This is a genomic window from Pediococcus ethanolidurans (assembly GCF_001437405.1).
GTDB classification, from domain to species: domain Bacteria; phylum Bacillota; class Bacilli; order Lactobacillales; family Lactobacillaceae; genus Pediococcus; species Pediococcus ethanolidurans.
Genome location: NZ_JQBY01000002.1, coordinates 1 through 17,240 on the forward strand (window position 1 = coordinate 1; position 17,240 = coordinate 17,240).

Below are 17,240 nucleotides of genomic sequence, written 5' to 3' on the forward strand. Positions count from 1 at the left end.
ATCTCCACCAATACGATTTGACAGAGACCCAGTAAATTCTAATTTTTAATTAGTCTTTAACAACGTTAACTGCTTGTGGTCCACGGTCGCTTTCTTCTACATCGAAAGTAACTGCTTGGCCTTCTTCAAGAGTCTTGAAGCCGTCGCCTTGGATAGCTGAGAAATGTACGAATACATCGCTACCATTTTCGCGAGTAATAAAACCAAAACCCTTGTCTGCGTTAAACCATTTAACTGTACCATGTTCCATAATAGAAAATCCTCCTGAGTGCTTTTTGCACTAAATATTTTAATACTTGATCCGGTGCAAATTGGGGATATTTCTTTATGAAACGATCTTACCAAAATTACCTAACCAAAATACAATGTAATTGTAGCATATAAATTTAGAAAAAGATAGCTAATTTACAATTAAGCTCTTATTTTTTTAATTACCTAATTTTTATACCCCCATTAGCTTTCCTGCACAAACACATAATGAGCTGCTTTATAACTTATTTGTCGTTCATCAATTTCTGATTCGTTATCAATAAGTTTAACCGTTGTCGCACCCTCAAACGGGGCATGATGAATCACTTGGATTTTATCACCAATATCCAAATCAATTTCATCCAGATAGTTCAAAAGTTCTCGATTATCAATAAATCGATCCACTACGACAACACTACCCTCTTTAACGTCAGCCAACAATGTATGACTATCTTCTTGATAATTGCCATCCTTATCAGGAATGACGCCGCCATGTGGGCAATGCGTAGGATGACCCAAAAACTGATCGAGCGAATCTAAAAGTTTTTCACTTGTCACATGTTCTAAAACTTCAGCATCTGCATCAACTTCGGACAACTTATACGATAATTTTTTCACCAAAAAGGTTTCCCAAATTCGATGCTTACGTACCATTATTTCTGCAATCTGAATACCTTTGTTCGTAAGTGAAATTCCAGAATATGGTGTGTGCTTAGCTAATCCTTCTTCTACTAACTTTGTAACCATTTCAGTTACAGAACCAGCTGCAATGTTTAGTCCCATTGCAATTTGTTTATTTGATATTTTCTTTGATTTTCCGCCTAACTCAAAAATTATTTTAAGATAGTCTTCCTTCATCGGGGTCAATCTATTCACCTCATTTTGTTAATACTACTTTTATAACTCATTTACATAAGAAATACAACTAAGGCATCCCAAACTTTAATTTTACACTTTTAATAGTTAAGGTCTATACTAAAGGTGTAATAAGTTTAGTTAGGAAGGGCTATTATGAGTAATTTAGTGTCAATCACGCAATTAGATTCGGACACCCAAGCAAAGGCCGTTCGTTCATTTGCTCAGTTTTATATTCGCCTCTACAAGGCCGGAAATCTTGAAATTGTGTCATCATTTGTTCCCGCAGGCTATCTTAGCGATATTAATGCTTTTATCGCTCGCAATCGTTATTTGACCCACGCCAACTTGTTAGACTTAAGTCTTGCAACTTCAAGTAAAGATTATCTTCAGGTTATCGAACATCTTAACCAAAAATTTAATCTAACTGGGACACCAGAAATTCCTTGGCATACCTGGTTCGTCTCGCTTCATAAACAGCTTGTGATCGAAAGTTAACTTTCACAACTGGCATTAAATATCATGCCGATCACGCGTAAATAGTTCATTACTTTTTCCACGAAAAACTTCAGCTTGCAAAGTCACGTGATCCACGTGATATTTTTTTTGCAATAAATTCTCCAAATGACGATAAATCGGCTCCACATCACTTAATAATTGATCATTCAAGTTAATATGTGCAGAAAACATAATGCGATTTTCATCAATTTGCCAAGCATGAATATGATGGACGTTAACTACCCCAGGTTCTTTTAACATATCATGTTTCATTGCTTCAAAATCAAGATTAGGTGCAGCCTGCATCAAAATATTGATGGCCTCTTTTAAAACGGGCCACGTTTCCCACATTATGTATCCTGAAACTAAAATTGTGACAATTGGATCAACGATGTTAATATGCCAAATCTGAATAATAATTGCACCAATGATAATCCCAAATGAAGACATCGCATCACTTAAAATGTGCAGATAAGTGGCTTTAATGTTTAAATTATTTTTTGCACCACGGCTCAATAATAAGGCAGAAACAAAATTAGCTAACGTTCCCACAATTGCCACAATTAGCATAATACCGCCATTTACTGGCTCCGGGTTTAAAATTCGATGAGCACTTTCAATAATCAAAAAAACTGAAACGACAATTAAAAATACAGAATTCACAAAAGCAGAAATGATTTCAGCACGTCGGTACCCAAATGTTTTTGAAGTATTTGAATTCTTAAGTCCGATGCGACTGGCAACATACGCCAAAACAACGGATGCAGAATCACCAAGATTATGAAAAGCATCCGAGAGCAATGCCAAACTACCAGATAAGAGTCCACCGATAAGTTCCACCACGGTGATTAATGCGTTTAAAACGGTTACCAGCAAAAAACGTAATCCGCTCATTCTAGAATTTTTATACATCTGTATCTCCCCCTCTGTGTTAATTATCGGCTAAAACAAACTACTAAGCAAGCCAACATAAAGGTTAGAAAAATTAAAAATATTGTTGATAACAACAATCCTTAAAATCACAAACAACCTAAGATTAATTCAAGTAAGAAATAAGACGAAATTCCTTATTCAAGTCAATTTTAGGTTGTTTGGTCATTTAATAATCTTGAAATTATTATTTACTGTAGCGGTAATCACGGGATGTTTTTGTAAATAATCCGCAATTAACTCTGACATTGCCTCTGTATTTTCGCGAATAATTTTACCTTCTGAAAACATCGGATAGTGTCCACCACCAACTGCACGATACTTATTAAGGACAATTTCAAATGAGTCCTTGGCTTCAATTGGATGTCCCTTCGTTGCCAAACGGACCACACGACTACCCACCGGTTTTGAAATGTCTAAAGTATAATCGATGCCTTCATACATATCATAATTGTAGTGACGTTTTTTAGGCGATAGATACCTTGGATTCACAATAAACTCATTTTTTTCATTAACCATAAAATACTTGGCACTTACCTCAAGTGCTGCACGAATATCAGCTCCTGAGACGCGTAAAACAGCCAATGAATTCGGATAAACATAGTTAGTCACGACTTCGCGCATGGTGATTTGTTCGTCAAATCCGGTTGCTTCATCATTAAACAAGGCGGTGGCCGAAATAGAAGTCCCCGTGGCTTCCATTTGAACTTTTTGAATAAATTCAATAAAGGCTGATTCTTCAATTCTTGCCTTAAAGGGATCGGTAATTTTCATGTTCCCCTGAACTTTTCCTAATGGTTGATCTAGCCATGTCTGTGTATCTGTTTCCACATCAGTCATGATTGCTTTTAATTCTTTATGTACTGGATATTTTGCTGTTGAAATCAATTCAGCAGTTGAGCCAACCACCATATGGGTTTGTTGTGGATCAATTTCTAAAGTGATTTTGCCAACCGCTGCCCCTCGATGACCTGCTTGAACAGTCGGAACACCAAATAATTTAGTCGCAATTAACCGATGTTGATGCGCAGAAACCAAAGCATCAATGCCCTTAATTGTTTTTAACAGTTCATAACCAACGTTTTCACCACGAAGCGACTCTGTTTCTTTACCCGTCTTCAAATCACGTTCAAATCCTCCATGGTAAACAACGACAAGCACATCTGCTTTTTTCTTTAATTCTTCCACGTAATGTTTAGCTGTGTCGAGAACCTTTTTAAACTTAAGTCCTTTAATATGTACTGGATCTTCCCAAAATGGGATATACGCAGTTGTTAATCCTAACACTGCAATTCGAATTCCCTGTTTAGAAAAAATTCGATAGGCTCCGTCCACTAATGAGTTATCATCCTGATTCAAAATATTCGCCGATAAAATTGGGTAATTAGTATTCTCAACGGCCTTTTTTAGATAATTCAATCCATAGTTAAATTCATGATTTCCTAACACCCCAACATCATAATCAATCGCATTATACGCCTTCATTAATCGTTGTGGTGCCGGTGGATTGCTAAACTTTGCAAGATATTCTGTCAAAGGTGACCCTTCTAGCACGTCGCCTGCATCAACCGTGAGTACTGGTCCAGTTGCATTCTGACGTTCCTTTGCGATAACCTGCGCCGCCTTTAATAAACCAAAAGGTAAATTCAAATGTTGTTTTACAAAGTTAGTAGGATAGACAAATCCATGCACATCACTTGTTGAAAGAATGGTTAATTTGAGTGTCAAATTTTCACCTCCATCAAATCTTCTAGATAACATCGATTTTACCACAAACCTATCTAATCGTGACGATTAATTATCACATATTTGAAAGCGGCTTCGATTATGCACAATTTTTTCTCTTTTATCTCGCTTTTTGCTTCGTTTGAATTGACCGACCAGTCATAACTTTATATACTATGACTAACAAATACGGAAATGAGGTAACATAAAGTGGCATATGAAGTTGATTTCAAGAAAGTATCCACAGTGGGTTTGGAAAGTTCGCCAGTAGCCAATGCGTTAGCAGGATTACGGGCAAACGAGGCACGTTACTATTGGAATAAGTATAAGCATGTTTTTACAACCATCCCCGCCAGTGAAGGCAAAGACACGCTCGCCTGGATTGAAAAGATCTTATCAGAAAGAGATATGCATTTTCCCTATAAACCCTTAGAAGTATCAGAATTTGAAGTAAACGGCACTAAAATGGCCTATGTTTTCTACGAGAATGGTTTAGCTGTCAACATCATGTACAGCCTAACTGAAGGCGGTAAACGTGCAGTTGGCTTCAAGTTATCCAATGGTATGCCCATTCCAAAAGAATTTGAAGGTAAATTTAAGTTTGCTCATCAGAAGTCACGTTTAGCAGGTGTCATTCGGGGATCATTCTTCGTTATCAAGGGTACTTACTAAAGAATAGACAAATCATTTTTAAATAAACAAAAACGTGAGACAAATGTGAATTTAATCACTTTTGTCTCACGTTTTATTATCAATTAATGCTGACTATGTTTTCCTTCAGCCTTTGGTTCCACATACTGAGCAACAAAATCATACAGCTTGTTATACAACCAACGCGCAATCGCTAACCAGGCAATCGCCAAGAAAAAAGCACCAAACACATCTGATGGGTAATGTGCTCCCAAATAAACACGCGAGTACATCACCAATACAACCCAAATGATCAATATAATTTGGCAAGCCTTTTGCAAGGTTTCTGAACGCAGCTGACTAACGAAAAACCATAGTATCAGGAACACAATGATAACTGCTCCAAATGTATGACCACTTGGAAAACTATAACCACTTTCTGGAATAATCTGATTCCATCTTGGTCGTGCTCGTTGGACAATTTCTTTACATATGTAGGCAATGACATCGCCACCACCAATCGTTGCCAAGGTCCAAATTGCATCTACACGCATGCGCATAAACCACAATATGCCGGCAATAATAACAGCATATACGATTGCAAATGACGGTTCGGCAATCTTAGTTACTATGGTCATCAAAGCTGTTTCAAACGATGGAAACGAGCTTTGAACCACACTAATAATTCCCGTATCAATTTTCAATAGCAGTGAAAAATTAGCTTTAACCGACAACATTAGTAGAATAAAAATTAATCCCGACGCCCAAGCGGACTTAGCCGAAATTGAGTTTTGATTTTTTAACATAAGCTACTCCAAATTATTTATTTTGATTCCATTCTGCTTTGAATTCTTCGAGAAAGTCTTCCAAAACAGTTGTTCGATGTTTGGCAATCTTTTTAGCCGCGGCCGTATTCATCAGTCCTGCAAGTTTCAAAAGTTTTTCATAAAAATGATTAATAACCGTTTCATTCTGACGATATTGGGCATGTGTCATTTTATCTCGGGGAGCAATCTTAGGATCATACATTACGTGTCCGTGCGCACCACCATAATAGAATACTCTACCAATGCCAATCGCCCCAATTGCATCTAAACGATCCGAGTCCTGGACTAACTGGCCTTCTATGGTTAACTGATAATGATGTTCCAAGTTTTTTGAAAATGACATGTGTGTAATAATATCGAAAATAGCGGCAATTCTTTTTGCACTAACTTTCCGATCCTGTAAAAACTGTTTGACCTCAGTTTCAGCAGCTGCTTGATTATCCACAATTTTCTCATCAATTACGTCATGTAATTCAGCACTAGCCAACACAACAAATAAATCAACATCTGTGTCAGTAGTTTCTAAAGCTAATCGGCGAGCCAGTTTGACCACACGTTGAATATGCGCATAATCATGCCCTGTTCTATCATCATTTAACTTGGAAAATACAAACTTATCAATTGTATCCAGAACTTTTTCTTCTTCATTATTCAATTTCTTCATTTTTACCCCGCGTATTCTACAATTTGTAACTTTCGAACAACCGTCACTTTTACCTGACCAGGATAGGTAACTTCTTGTTCAATTTGATCCTTAACACTTCCAGCCAGTTTCTCAATACTTTTATCAGAGGTTTGGTTCGGCTTTACAATCACGCGTAACTCACGCCCTGCTTGAATGGCATAACTCTCCTGTACCCCAGGATACTGATTGGCAATGCCTTCCAAACTAGAAATGCGTTGCAAATAATCTGCAGCCGATTCACTTCGCGCACCTTGGCGTGAACCTGAAATAGCATCAGCAGCAGCTACCAGATCAGAAATCACATACTTAGCTTCGACATCACCATGATGAGAAGCAATCGCATTAATTACAACCGGATCTTCATGGTACTGAGTTGCTAGCTCTACACCTAATTCCACGTGCGTAGCTTCGACATCACGGTCAATTGACTTACCAATATCATGCAAGAGACCTGCTCGTTTGGCTAAATCAACATCTTCACCTAACTCAGCAGCAAAGACACCCGCTAAATTAGCAGCTTCGATCGAATGATCCAATATGTTTTGCCCATAGCTAGTTCGAAAATGCATTCGCCCAATAAATTTGATCAAATCAGGATGAATATTTTTAATATTGAGTTCATTAATCGCCTGTTCACCAAAACCACGAATCAGTTCATCAACTGTTCTTACTGTTTGATTGACAATTTGTTCCACAATATCGGGATTAATTCGATTAGCCTGAATAATCTGCGTCATTGCACGTTTGGCAATCTCTCGTCGCATGGGATCATAGCCATCTAGTGTAATTAACCGTTGTTGATCATCAATATTAATATCAATTCCAGTTAAAGCTTCTAGTGCTCGCACATTTTGACCAGCATTACCAATAATTTTACCCAACGCTTCGTTAGAAGGTACATCCATCGTTCGATTAGATGGAAAAATATGTGACCGAATTCCACTATGCTCAATTGCATGAGCAATTAGGTTTTTTGCCTCTTTTTCACTGCTACTCTGATACTCAGCTTCTGCATTTCGAACGGTTCGCTTGCCTTCTTCTTTCAAATCACGTTTTGTTTCGTCCAAAACGTATTCTTGTGCCTTGTTATGACTCATTTCAGCCACATCCTGCAAGGTCTCTTCTCTTTTAGCAATTAAATCTGTGGCCTGGGTTCGAATTTCTTTTAAAGCCTCACGATTTTCTTTAATCAGTTCTTGTTTATTTTTAAAATTATCAAAACGTCGGTTAAGAAGATCTTCTTTTTCGCTCAAAACTTGATCACGCTGATCTAACCAGGTGGCCTTACGACTATTATCTTGCACATCAGTCGTAATTTCTTGATCAATCGATTCTTGATAAGCTAGTGTCTCACGTTTGCCCTTACTTAAGGCTCGTTTGGCGGCTACTTGTCCCTCTTTTTCGGCGTCTTTCAGAATTTGTTGCGCTTGTTGATGAGCTAACCGTAAATGACGCTGATGTTCAATTTTTCGAATTTCAAAACCAATTGCAATGGCAATCAATAAAGCAACTATACTCACAACAAACATCTGAAATTCCTCCTTTTAGTATCGTTAAATTCATATCTCCCATTATATCACAATGTTTTTAACCCCTACTTTGATTTTCTTTAGATCAGAGTCGCAAAAATTAGATAACCAAAATAAAAAGCGCTTTTCAAGAACCTGCTCAACTTGAAAAGCGCCTGGGGATAGATCTAAATACCAATCTAAAACTTAAAGTTTCAAGGTACATATTGTTTCAATTACGATTCCTTACGTTTCCTAGGATTCAATAGGAAACGCAGTCAAAGCGTATTTGTACGCATCTAATTAAAAAATCTTTCACAAAACTTTTTTCTTAAAAACGTTGCAACATGACAAGCATCAGTCCATCCAAAAAATCGACTGATATTGCAGGTATTCCTTGGTACTTAGATCGAACCCTACCCCATCCAAAGAGTATCATCTTTAAAACCAACTCACAAGCAAAATGACACAAGTTAACGAATCTTTTTCATTTGAGTCGGAAACCACTGACGATAAAGGCCCTCAATAATCTTCATTGTTTTCAAAGTAATGGCCGGAGTCATAACTGAACTTGCCTGCTGTTTGTTTAATATTTGCTCTGAAACATGATTAAACTCGTAAACAAACTCACTCTTTTGTGTCTGTTTAAACTTTTGAGTTACCTGATTAACAGTCAGTTCATAAGCATCCGTTTTCCAATAGTTAGGTACAGTCAACGAACCCTTTGTTCCCCAAAAGGTAATTTGACTAGGCACCTGCTGACTCAGGGTGGTCATAAATACACTGGCCAACTGACCTGATTTTAGCTTGAGATTTAATTGTGCCTGATCATCTGCCTGCAATGCTGTGTGACTAACCTGTCCTTGATACGCCACAATGTCAGTTTGCAAAACTAACTGTAAATATTCCAATCCATACGAGGCACTTCCATAAAATGCGCCGCCACCAACCGTCACATCGTGAAACCAGGGGATTTTTTCAATGCCGGGATGTGCTTCTTGAATTGTAATACCACAAATCTTTCCAATGGCATGTTGTTCTAGTAACTGCCTGCGCACTTGATCGGTAATAGGCAAAAAAGCCGCCTTTTGACCTTCCATTAAAAAACATTGTTGCTTTCTTGCCAACTCAAAAAGATCCTTTGCCTGTGCATAAGTTAAGGTAAATGGTTTCTCCAACAACACGTTCTTATGATGCTGTAACGCCAATTTTGCCCCGGCATAATGACCTGCATTCCACAGCGGAATATAGATAACATCTATATTTTGATCTGCACAAAGTTCCTCATAGCTTCCATATGCCACTGGGATTTCAAATTGATTAGCTACTTTTTGAGCTTTTTCGAGGTTGCGAGCGGCAATCGCCACAACTTGGCTATTGGGTGATTCATGAATTCCCGCAATAATACGCGGCACAATCGAAGCAGCTCCCATAATGCCGTATCGCACAACTTTTCGTTCCATAGCGCTTACCTCAGATATTAATCCTTTTTATCTTCTGTATTTCCTTCATCAATCATGCGCCACTCACCTTCACCTGCTTTGGAAATATCATTTACAAAGCCAGTAACCATTTGTGCGCGGTCCATGTCTTTTTCTGCCAAAACATTTAAACCTTTACCAGTTGTCATTGGCAAACCAAGTTCAAATTGTTCTTTTCCCATTTTTCCTTCAGCAAAGGCCACTACCCAGTCTTTGGTATCAATTTGGGTATAAAGGAAGAACAAGGAATAGTGGTCAGCTAAATAAGCCGGAACGGCCCAAACATTCTCACCAACCTCTTGCATATCATTGCCATTGAAATTATATTCACTAGCATTTTTCTTAGAAATGCCATGGTTTAAAACCATTAACATTTGTTCAAATTTCTTGTCGCCTAAAGTTAATTCAACTTCTTGAAAATCATCATTATCTTTACTCAATTTAATTACCCCATTATATTTTTATTTTATTATTCCTCTTGATTTTATAATAAACCATTCACAAAAGATACTCCAATGACTGTGATAGTTAGCAAATACCATTTCACACTTATTTTAAGCAAGTTTTCAAAAAAAGAGATTGGTCAAAGTACTTACCAATCTCCTGCTTTTTATTTGCAAAATTTCTATTTAAAATGTGGAAAATAAAGGAAAGTTGTTTTCCATTTTTTATTATTTTTAAGCGAACACAGGTTGTGTTGTTACAATTGGTTTTTGCATATGATCATACATATGATCGCCAATCTTTTTGGTCCCCACTTTTTTAAAACCGTGTCTTGCATACAATCGCTTGGCATTAGGATTTTCAAAATCCACATTTAAACCAATGATTGTATCTCCATCTTGGCGAACAAACTCCGGCAGCGCATGTAATAAACGGCCGCCAATTCCTTGACCCTGATATTCAGGATCAACCGCTATAGAATCAAGATACCATTCATTTTTAAAAGCTTCTAAGTCTGGATCTAATACATCACCATCAAACACGTTAGCTTTAAGGGTAATTCGATCAATAATTGCATCCAGATCTTCTTCATACTGATCAGGATAACCGAATGCAACGCCTACAACTTTACCAGTTGTTTGATCCTCCGCAACAATGGTAGTGGCCTTCTCACCAGTATAAGCATCGGTTTGATAGGCACGTTTTAGAACTCGCATCCAAACAGGGTCAGGGACATCATCCAGTTCATCTAGTTCCATTTCATCATAAATAATATTAATCAACGGGGCTATCTGACCGGCATCATCTTTATCAGCTTCACGTATAATTATCACAAAAATCCTCCTTTAATCTATCTAATAGATTACGGGATTATCGTAAAAATGTAAAGTTGTTTGCAAATGTAAAAAAACTACTGTTTATCTTTACAAAACATTTCATAGTATCCCACCGTGGCAATAGCTTGCGATGAGCGCACCCGTCCCTGAGCAATTAATTGCTTCAAATGGCTATACCGAATCAACTGACTATTTACAAATTCATCGCTATCGAAATGTTGTTGTTTTGTTTTGGTAGATTCAATTTGAGCCAAAACCAAAACAACTTTTTCAGTTGAAAAACCAGCTGACACCGTGGATGTCGTCATAATTTCAATCTTTTTAGCCTGATACCCAGTTTCTTCGATTAATTCCCGTTTGGCTGCTTGAACAGGAGTTTCACCTTCATTAATTAATCCTGCCGGCAATGATAAACTTTCGGCATTAACACCCACTCGATATTCTGAATTTAGCAAAACATGTTGATCGGCTGTAAATGCCAAGATGGTCACAGCTGAACCATGCAAAATTACATCGCGATCAATCGTTAAACCATCAGGTGTTTTGATTTTCTGCTTATTTAAGGTAAAAATCGGTCCCCTATAGATTTCTTTTTGGGCTAAGATTTTACCCGAAATTCCTTCATTTTTAAACATTTTTTAGATTCTCCATATCCTGTGGCATTGGTACTTCAAACAAATGCGTTTGGTCAGTTAACGGATCTACAAATTTCAACGAAGTAGCATGTAAGGCTTGCCGAACAATTTTCTTGTCCATTGGTCCACCATAAAGCTGGTCACCTAATAAAGGATGCCCCAAACTTGCAAAATGTACCCGAATTTGATGGGTTCTACCAGTCAATAGTTCGACTTCAACCAACGCATAAGTATCATATTGCTGAATTAATTGAAACCGCGTTTGCGCTTGTTGTCCCGTTTCACTTACTTCACGATGAATTCCATCTTCAGCACGGGCAATTGGCTTATCAATTAATCCTTCTTTTTCTTTAAGCGTTCCTTGTACAAAGGCAAAGTATTTTTTCTCAATGTCATGATTTTCAATTTGTGGGGCTAAGACACCAACTGCTAGCCGATTCTTAGCGATTAGCATTACACCACTGGTATCACGGTCTAATCTTGTAATCACATGAGGAATTAAATCTTTGCTGCCCTGATCTTTGAGATGTCCTTTAACTCGATTCACAACGGTATCTTCTCGGTTACTAGGACCTGGCACTGAAGATAGGCCAACAGGTTTATTGATCACCAACCAATTATCATCTTCAAAAACAATCTCCACCGGTTTAAAACTAAACGGAACGTTAGCATCCGATTTTTCTTTGGGCAAACGTAAATTTAATTCTGCTCCTGCATCAAGCACATCAGTTGTGCTAACTTTGTGGCCATCTATTTTCATTGTACCTTCGTGTTTCGCGGTGCTAATCAAGCGATGACTTAAACCCTTTGACTTCAAAAATGCTTTGATTCTCATTGGTTGCTTTGTTGTATTCTTTAAATTAATAATCATTTAAACTCTCCATTATCTGTCTTCTCTAATACTCTTTTGCATCGATTTGCTCAGCCTTAGATAGGCAACAAAATGATAGCCTACCCCGACTAACAATAAACATGCACCTAACCAAATCGAGAAAAAAGTTGCTAAAATTGCTGCTCCATAAATAATGACACTGCGAACTGGGTCATATCTAATCGCTAAATAAAAATGGGGCTGGTCACTCTTCATGCGTGTTAATTCAGGATGTTTTCGCACATACGAGTACAACCAAGCAAATGTCAGTGAAATAAATAAAGCAACAATGTCATAGTAAACAAACGCTACTTGCATATCATTTTGATTTTCCGAAATTAAGGTATTAGCTACCAGTGCCGTTGGATAATCAATCAGTGTGACTGAAAAAAGCATCACTAAATTAATGATATTCAGACTCGTATTTGTCTCTTTTAGGGTTTGAAAAAAATCATGATGAAACAGCCAAATTGTGCCAACATACAGAAAAGAAACAATGTAAGCAAACATTGTTGGCCATTGTTTAAGCACAGCCGAGAACAAACTACCCACATGATAATCTGGAATTTTGAAGTCCAAAACTAAAATGGTAATTAAAATAGCGTAAACTCCATCACTAAAAGCCTGCATTCGATCTATTTTCAAAGGCCCATCCCCTTCTTTTTGAACCTTTTATCATTACTTATTCATTAATATAAGTATTATAACCTGCTTTCGCATTCACCGCGAATCAATTCTAGTGCTGAACTAAAGGTTAAAAGTATAAAAATCACTTCAATAACTGCTGTTAAACGACTTAGCCTATAAAAAATAGTCTAAAATGCCGTCTTCCAGCAAATTTGGGCTGGAAGACGGCATTTCAATCAAATTTTGTTACCAAAAACGCTTTTATATCAGGCAACGAGATGTGTTTTGGGCTTTCAACCTTTAGTGCTGAATATGTATCCAGTTTTAGTAGATAGTGCCTCTAATTAGATTTAATTTTAACTTTTAACTGTTTTTGGGTTCTGTTCCGGAGCTGATTTGAACAGTGTGGGTAGCTTACAAGCTAATTCCTATTTCTTGGGTTAAACATGAATCTTTCCAGTCTTTCCGATAAAATTGCTAGTAACATCGAGCCGCTTGAGAAACTGCCCCAATCAGATTACCCATGACACTACTAGTTACTGCATTTAACTGAATATTAATCAGAATTTTCGATAAAAAAAAGCCGAAATTATCGACTTTTTCTAAATATATACCCCTTATTTTAATTTTCAAATGATCCAAAGTTCTTTCTACCTTTAGTACGTTTAAATAAACTTGAATAACGGGAAATTTGCTTTGCTTTTTTTAATTGTTCAATTTTAGCTTTGGATTGACAATTTAGAAGAATAGCAATCAATTCATCATTGCTAACTCGGTTAGCCATTTTAGCCACCTTAACTGTTTGACGATCCCAACTGGTAATTTGTGTTTGATCCGTTTCATTTACAATTTCTGTTAAAAATCCAAGATTGCTGACCAGATTACCCTGATCATTTAAGTTACGATCTTTAAACCAGCGTAGAACTTGAATTCCTTCACCAGAAAGTTCGATTGGTTTATGCCGAATTTTAGCAACTTCACCTAAAAACTGCTCATTTGTCATCTGCATTAGTGCTCGTGCTGCACTAACCGTTCGTTCATCATAATGTTTGTTAACAGCCTGTTTGTCTTCTAGGGCACCCATCACTTGGTTCAAGTAACCGAAAGCTACAAACAAATTTTCTGGTTGCGATCGCTGTGTTTTGAGTTGTTGTTCAATCCAGTTAACTAAACGATACTGGTTTTTAATCATAAATGACTCCCTTCTGATTTATTGAGTTGTTGTTTATAATACAGATAAAGTGTTGCAACTTGGTTACCAAAGTTTAAAGGAGTCGTTAATAAATTTTTACGTCCATAGATTACACGTTTTTTGTAAAATACATTTGCTTTTTAGGGCCATTTATGATTACAATGGTAGTAACTTAAATTTTTTAGGAGGAACATCATGAGATCACCATATAACTCATTTGCAAAACGTCGTCCTGTTGCTGGAAAGCGCGAACGTCGCCGTCGTCAAGCACGAATCGTTGCTATCCAACGTTTCGCTAAGGGCAAGACAGAAGAAATTGTTGACACTCCAAAAGTTAAATAATAGGCTAATCGCCGTGAAATAATCATTCAAACGTTCATCACGAAAATTGAAGGGTTATTTTTTTATTTTCATTTTAAGGTTGACACTTAAGAATTCTCGTAGTAGATTAAGAACATATTATAAATCAATGAGAAAAAAGCTGTGAAAAGAAAGTATGGAAAACACCCATTGCAAAGCGAGCGTCATTTGGTGAAAGGACGTCAATGTATTTTTCCAGAACATCATCTTTGAGCGATACTTACGAATTTGAGTAGGCATTGGGTGCTCCCATTACAGGGCTAGAGTATAATTTCGTACTCGAAAAGGCAGGATTAGTGATAGTCCTGTAAACAAAGGTGGTAACACGCTAAAAACGTCCTTGTCAGAATAACTATTCTGATGAGGACGTTTTTTATTTTTCAGTTTTTTTACTCGTCTGATTTAAATTTTACGAGGAGTGATATTTATGGAAGAAAAAAAGTTAACTAAAAAAGATTATGTGGTGGTCAGTTCCATGCTGTTTGCCTTATTCTTTGGAGCTGGAAATTTAATTTTCCCACTTCATTTAGGTCAATTGTCCGGCGCAAACTGGTTTCCGGCTGCCCTTGGTTTTTTAGTAACTGGTGTCTTACTACCGCTACTATCGGTACTAGCAATCAGCATCACCCGTTCAGAAGGTGTCTATGATATTGGTAAACCACTGGGAGCCGTTTTTGCCCTAACCTTTATGGTCTTAATTCACGGCACAATTGGCCCACTTTTTGGAACACCACGAACCGCCACTGTTTCCTATACAGTTGGTGTTGCTCCTTTAATTCCTGCTCATTTTCAAACTTTAGGACTTGTTATTTTTTCTGCTGTTTTCTTTGGCCTTGCCTACCTATTTTCAGTTGAACAAAATAAAATTGTTTCTAACGTTGGTAAACTCTTGAATCCCGTTTTTCTGACCTTACTAGTTTTTGTATTTATCCTTGGTTTCAGTCATCCCTTAGGAACACCCGCAAGTCAGGCCGTCACAACTGCCTATAAAACTGGTGCTTTCACAAACGGCTTTTTACAAGGTTACAACACTATGGATGCCCTGGCCGGTTTGGCGTTTGGAGTTACCGTTGTGACGGCAATTAAGTTTATGGGCAAGAAAAATGCAAACAGCATTGCTTTTGTCACTGCCCGTGCTGGCCTTCTTTCGATGGGATTTGAAGCTGTTATCTATGTTGCCTTAATTTTATTGGGGGCAATGTCACTTGGTAAATTCAAATTAAGTGCTAACGGTGGTGTTGCGTTTGATCAAATTGTTAATCACTATCTTGGTGTTGTTGGTCAGTCTATTCTAGCTGCTTTAATTACTTTAACCTGTTTAACTACTGCCATTGGCTTAGTTGCTGCGTTTGCACAAGATTTCCACAAACACTTTCCAAAGATCAGCTACAAAACTTGGTTAGCATTTACAAGTCTTGCATCATTCTTAACGGCTAATCTTGGTTTAAATCAAATTATCGCTTGGTCAACACCATTCTTAATGTTTTTGTATCCATTAGCGATGGCACTTATCTTACTTTCAGTTTTATCTCCCCTGTTTCATCGTGATCCGATTGTTTATAAATTTGTCGTAACTTTCACGGTTATCCCAGCACTGTTTGATATGATGTCTGCTTTCCCATCTGTCGTCAGTCAAAGTGCCCTTGGTAAAGCCATGACAAGCTTTCAACAAGCTTATCTGCCACTTGCTCAATATGGACTCGACTGGCTGTTACCAGCTTTGCTAGGAATGGTTTTAGGCGTTGCCTGCTATCTCGTCAAACGTCATTTAAATGTTGGCAAAGTTCCTCAACAAAGCCAAGAGTAAAATCAATTAAAAAAACACGCATCTTTCAATGATTAGGGTCAAGTATAGTTAGCTCAATCATTGAAAGATGCGTGTTTTGTGTTTTTATCGTTTAAACTGAGAAATTTTAGTTGGGAGATTACTTCGTTTTTTCCACACTTTTTATTTTAAACGTGTTCCAAAAAACAGACTACTCCGCCCAGCCCAACTTACCACATCATTCACAAAAAACGTGAACAATATGGTAAGTCATACTGGTGCTCGCAGTCTTTCGTTTTTCTTCACACTCTTGTTTTTAAACGCGCTCCAAAAAATAGACCACTCCGCTTAACCCACCTTCGAAAACGAACCGCATAACCCGTGGTCCATTCCCGAAGCTACGTTAATGCTCATAGTCTCCCGTTTTTCTTCACACTCTTGTTTTTAAACGCGCTCCAAAAAACAGACCACTCCGCTTAACCCACCTTCGAAAATGAACCGCACAACCCGTGGTTCATTCCCGAAGCTACGTTAATGCTCGCAGTCTCCCGTTTTTTTCCACGCTCTTGTTTTACCAACTCGCCTTTCTCACTCCTGGAATCTGACCCTCATGTGCCAGCCTCCTAAAGTTCAAACGCGACAACCCAAACTTTCTCAAATATGCATGCGGCCTGCCATCCAAATGATCCCTTCTATGAATTCTTGTTGGCGAAGCATTCCTTGGCAACTTGCTCAATGCCTCATAATCATGATTCTTTTTCAATTGTTTTCGCAGTGACGCATATTTTGCCACCGTTGCTTCAATTCTTTGTTCCTTAATAATTTTTGACTTCTTTGCCATTTACAGATTTCCTTTCTTCTGCTTTTTTGCAGCTTTAATCGTCCGGAGCGCTGACTTTCTTGTCTTTAAACTCGGGCTCTTTAATCGTCGATACGCTGTCGCCAAATCCATTGTTTTCGTCATCCGACTTGCTCTCCTTTTTGCCTTAAATAGTAACTGTTACCATTTATATCACATTTTTTAAAATTTACCAACCATTTTGTATTTTTACTATTTTCCACATATTACTTTGACACACACAGTAATATGTGATACATTTTAAACAATCAAAAAAATCAACT

At 37.6% G+C, this 17,240-nt stretch carries 20 protein-coding genes and 1 other annotated feature; of the genes, 4 read left to right on the top strand and 16 right to left on the bottom strand.

Translation table 11 applies throughout. The features are described from left to right. Nucleotides 1-49: 49 nt before the first annotated feature. Entirely contained in the window at nt 50-250 is a 201-nt protein-coding gene (locus tag IV87_RS00815) for a cold-shock protein (protein ID WP_057748686.1), read from the bottom strand. 203 nt (nt 251-453) lie between these two features. Further along, a complete protein-coding gene (locus IV87_RS00820) occupies nt 454-1,116 on the bottom strand; it encodes a metal-dependent transcriptional regulator (RefSeq protein ID WP_057805013.1) in 663 nt (220 codons plus the stop codon). Between the two features lie 144 nt (nt 1,117-1,260). On the opposite strand from IV87_RS00820, the gene IV87_RS00825 reads away from it, so the two are divergent. Further along, nucleotides 1,261-1,602, top strand: coding sequence for a hypothetical protein (locus IV87_RS00825; protein ID WP_057805014.1), 342 nt, complete (start codon nt 1,261-1,263; stop codon nt 1,600-1,602). A gap of 15 nt (nt 1,603-1,617) precedes the next feature. Here the strand turns inward: IV87_RS00825 and IV87_RS00830 are convergent, their stop codons facing one another. Both IV87_RS00830 and IV87_RS00835 read right to left on the bottom strand, forming a co-directional pair. Further along, nucleotides 1,618-2,514 carry a cation diffusion facilitator family transporter gene (locus IV87_RS00830; RefSeq protein ID WP_057805015.1) on the bottom strand — a complete coding sequence of 299 codons (897 nt, stop codon included), beginning with the start codon at nt 2,512-2,514 and terminating at the stop codon, nt 1,618-1,620. 183 nt (nt 2,515-2,697) lie between these two features. After that, complete coding sequence (locus IV87_RS00835) at nt 2,698-4,260, bottom strand: bifunctional metallophosphatase/5'-nucleotidase (RefSeq protein ID WP_236698947.1); 1,563 nt, start codon at nt 4,258-4,260, stop codon at nt 2,698-2,700. Between the two features lie 207 nt (nt 4,261-4,467). On the opposite strand from IV87_RS00835, the gene IV87_RS00840 reads away from it, so the two are divergent. Continuing rightward, entirely contained in the window at nt 4,468-4,929 is a 462-nt protein-coding gene (locus IV87_RS00840) for a hypothetical protein (RefSeq protein WP_057805017.1), read from the top strand. Nucleotides 4,930-5,012: 83 nt separating this feature from the next. Here the strand turns inward: IV87_RS00840 and IV87_RS00845 are convergent, their stop codons facing one another. The 10 genes from IV87_RS00845 to IV87_RS00890 form a co-directional block, all read right to left on the bottom strand. Beyond that, nucleotides 5,013-5,693 (bottom strand): phosphatase PAP2 family protein, encoded by a 681-nt coding sequence (locus IV87_RS00845; RefSeq protein WP_057805018.1) that lies wholly within the window; start codon nt 5,691-5,693, stop codon nt 5,013-5,015. Between the two features lie 13 nt (nt 5,694-5,706). After that, on the bottom strand, nt 5,707-6,378 hold the full coding sequence (locus tag IV87_RS00850; protein WP_057805019.1) for an HD domain-containing protein: 672 nt from the start codon (nt 6,376-6,378) through the stop codon (nt 5,707-5,709). 2 nt (nt 6,379-6,380) lie between these two features. Continuing rightward, nucleotides 6,381-7,928: a ribonuclease Y gene (gene rny / locus IV87_RS00855; RefSeq protein WP_057805020.1), complete on the bottom strand. Its 1,548-nt coding sequence runs from the start codon at nt 7,926-7,928 to the stop codon at nt 6,381-6,383. A gap of 452 nt (nt 7,929-8,380) precedes the next feature. Continuing rightward, a complete protein-coding gene (locus IV87_RS00860) occupies nt 8,381-9,370 on the bottom strand; it encodes a Gfo/Idh/MocA family protein (protein ID WP_057805021.1) in 990 nt (329 codons plus the stop codon). 17 nt (nt 9,371-9,387) lie between these two features. Next, nucleotides 9,388-9,828, bottom strand: a complete 441-nt coding sequence (locus tag IV87_RS00865) for a hypothetical protein (RefSeq protein WP_057805022.1) — start codon at nt 9,826-9,828, stop codon at nt 9,388-9,390. Between the two features lie 237 nt (nt 9,829-10,065). Further along, a complete protein-coding gene (locus IV87_RS00870) occupies nt 10,066-10,665 on the bottom strand; it encodes a GNAT family N-acetyltransferase (RefSeq protein ID WP_057805023.1) in 600 nt (199 codons plus the stop codon). A 77-nt stretch (nt 10,666-10,742) separates the two neighbouring features. After that, nucleotides 10,743-11,303, bottom strand: a complete 561-nt coding sequence (locus IV87_RS00875; RefSeq protein ID WP_057805024.1) for an NUDIX hydrolase — start codon at nt 11,301-11,303, stop codon at nt 10,743-10,745. Next, entirely contained in the window at nt 11,296-12,174 is an 879-nt protein-coding gene (locus IV87_RS00880) for an RluA family pseudouridine synthase (protein ID WP_057805025.1), read from the bottom strand. Before IV87_RS00880 ends, IV87_RS00875 begins: the two co-directional genes overlap by 8 nt. Nucleotides 12,175-12,186: 12 nt before the next feature. Then, the gene (locus tag IV87_RS00885) at nt 12,187-12,819 is read right to left on the bottom strand and encodes a TMEM175 family protein (protein WP_057805026.1); all 633 of its coding nucleotides are present in this window, start codon (nt 12,817-12,819) and stop codon (nt 12,187-12,189) included. Nucleotides 12,820-13,423: 604 nt separating this feature from the next. Beyond that, on the bottom strand, nt 13,424-13,993 hold the full coding sequence (locus IV87_RS00890) for a hypothetical protein (protein ID WP_057805027.1): 570 nt from the start codon (nt 13,991-13,993) through the stop codon (nt 13,424-13,426). A gap of 195 nt (nt 13,994-14,188) precedes the next feature. Between IV87_RS00890 and IV87_RS11135 the strand changes: the two genes are divergently transcribed. Together IV87_RS11135 and brnQ are read left to right on the top strand one after the other, a co-directional pair. Beyond that, on the top strand, nt 14,189-14,335 hold the full coding sequence (locus IV87_RS11135) for a hypothetical protein (protein WP_164481576.1): 147 nt from the start codon (nt 14,189-14,191) through the stop codon (nt 14,333-14,335). Between the two features lie 132 nt (nt 14,336-14,467). Beyond that, nucleotides 14,468-14,698: a binding site (T-box leader), on the top strand. 82 nt (nt 14,699-14,780) lie between these two features. Next, complete coding sequence (gene brnQ, locus IV87_RS00895; RefSeq protein ID WP_057805028.1) at nt 14,781-16,160, top strand: branched-chain amino acid transport system II carrier protein; 1,380 nt, start codon at nt 14,781-14,783, stop codon at nt 16,158-16,160. Nucleotides 16,161-16,689: 529 nt separating this feature from the next. Here the strand turns inward: brnQ and rpsN are convergent. Next, the gene (gene rpsN, locus IV87_RS00900) at nt 16,690-16,959 is read right to left on the bottom strand and encodes a 30S ribosomal protein S14 (RefSeq protein WP_057805029.1); all 270 of its coding nucleotides are present in this window, start codon (nt 16,957-16,959) and stop codon (nt 16,690-16,692) included. Next, entirely contained in the window at nt 16,960-17,082 is a 123-nt protein-coding gene (locus IV87_RS11100) for a putative metal homeostasis protein (protein ID WP_162259946.1), read from the bottom strand. Between the last annotated feature and the right edge of the window lie 158 nt (nt 17,083-17,240).

Coding starts and splice junctions, on each gene's coding strand:
- IV87_RS00845 (WP_057805018.1), bottom strand. CDS start 5,693: ATGTTAAAAAATCAAAACTCAATTTCGGCTAAGTCCGCTTGGGCGTCG.
- rny (WP_057805020.1), bottom strand. CDS start 7,928: ATGTTTGTTGTGAGTATAGTTGCTTTATTGATTGCCATTGCAATTGGT.
- IV87_RS00875 (WP_057805024.1), bottom strand. CDS start 11,303: ATGTTTAAAAATGAAGGAATTTCGGGTAAAATCTTAGCCCAAAAAGAA.
- rpsN (WP_057805029.1), bottom strand. CDS start 16,959: ATGGCAAAGAAGTCAAAAATTATTAAGGAACAAAGAATTGAAGCAACG.
- IV87_RS00850 (WP_057805019.1), bottom strand. CDS start 6,378: ATGAAGAAATTGAATAATGAAGAAGAAAAAGTTCTGGATACAATTGAT.
- IV87_RS00815 (WP_057748686.1), bottom strand. CDS start 250: ATGGAACATGGTACAGTTAAATGGTTTAACGCAGACAAGGGTTTTGGT.
- IV87_RS00830 (WP_057805015.1), bottom strand. CDS start 2,514: ATGTATAAAAATTCTAGAATGAGCGGATTACGTTTTTTGCTGGTAACC.
- IV87_RS00890 (WP_057805027.1), bottom strand. CDS start 13,993: ATGATTAAAAACCAGTATCGTTTAGTTAACTGGATTGAACAACAACTC.
- brnQ (WP_057805028.1), top strand. CDS start 14,781: ATGGAAGAAAAAAAGTTAACTAAAAAAGATTATGTGGTGGTCAGTTCC.
- IV87_RS00860 (WP_057805021.1), bottom strand. CDS start 9,370: ATGGAACGAAAAGTTGTGCGATACGGCATTATGGGAGCTGCTTCGATT.
- IV87_RS11100 (WP_162259946.1), bottom strand. CDS start 17,082: ATGACGAAAACAATGGATTTGGCGACAGCGTATCGACGATTAAAGAGC.
- IV87_RS00880 (WP_057805025.1), bottom strand. CDS start 12,174: ATGATTATTAATTTAAAGAATACAACAAAGCAACCAATGAGAATCAAA.
- IV87_RS00825 (WP_057805014.1), top strand. CDS start 1,261: ATGAGTAATTTAGTGTCAATCACGCAATTAGATTCGGACACCCAAGCA.
- IV87_RS11135 (WP_164481576.1), top strand. CDS start 14,189: ATGAGATCACCATATAACTCATTTGCAAAACGTCGTCCTGTTGCTGGA.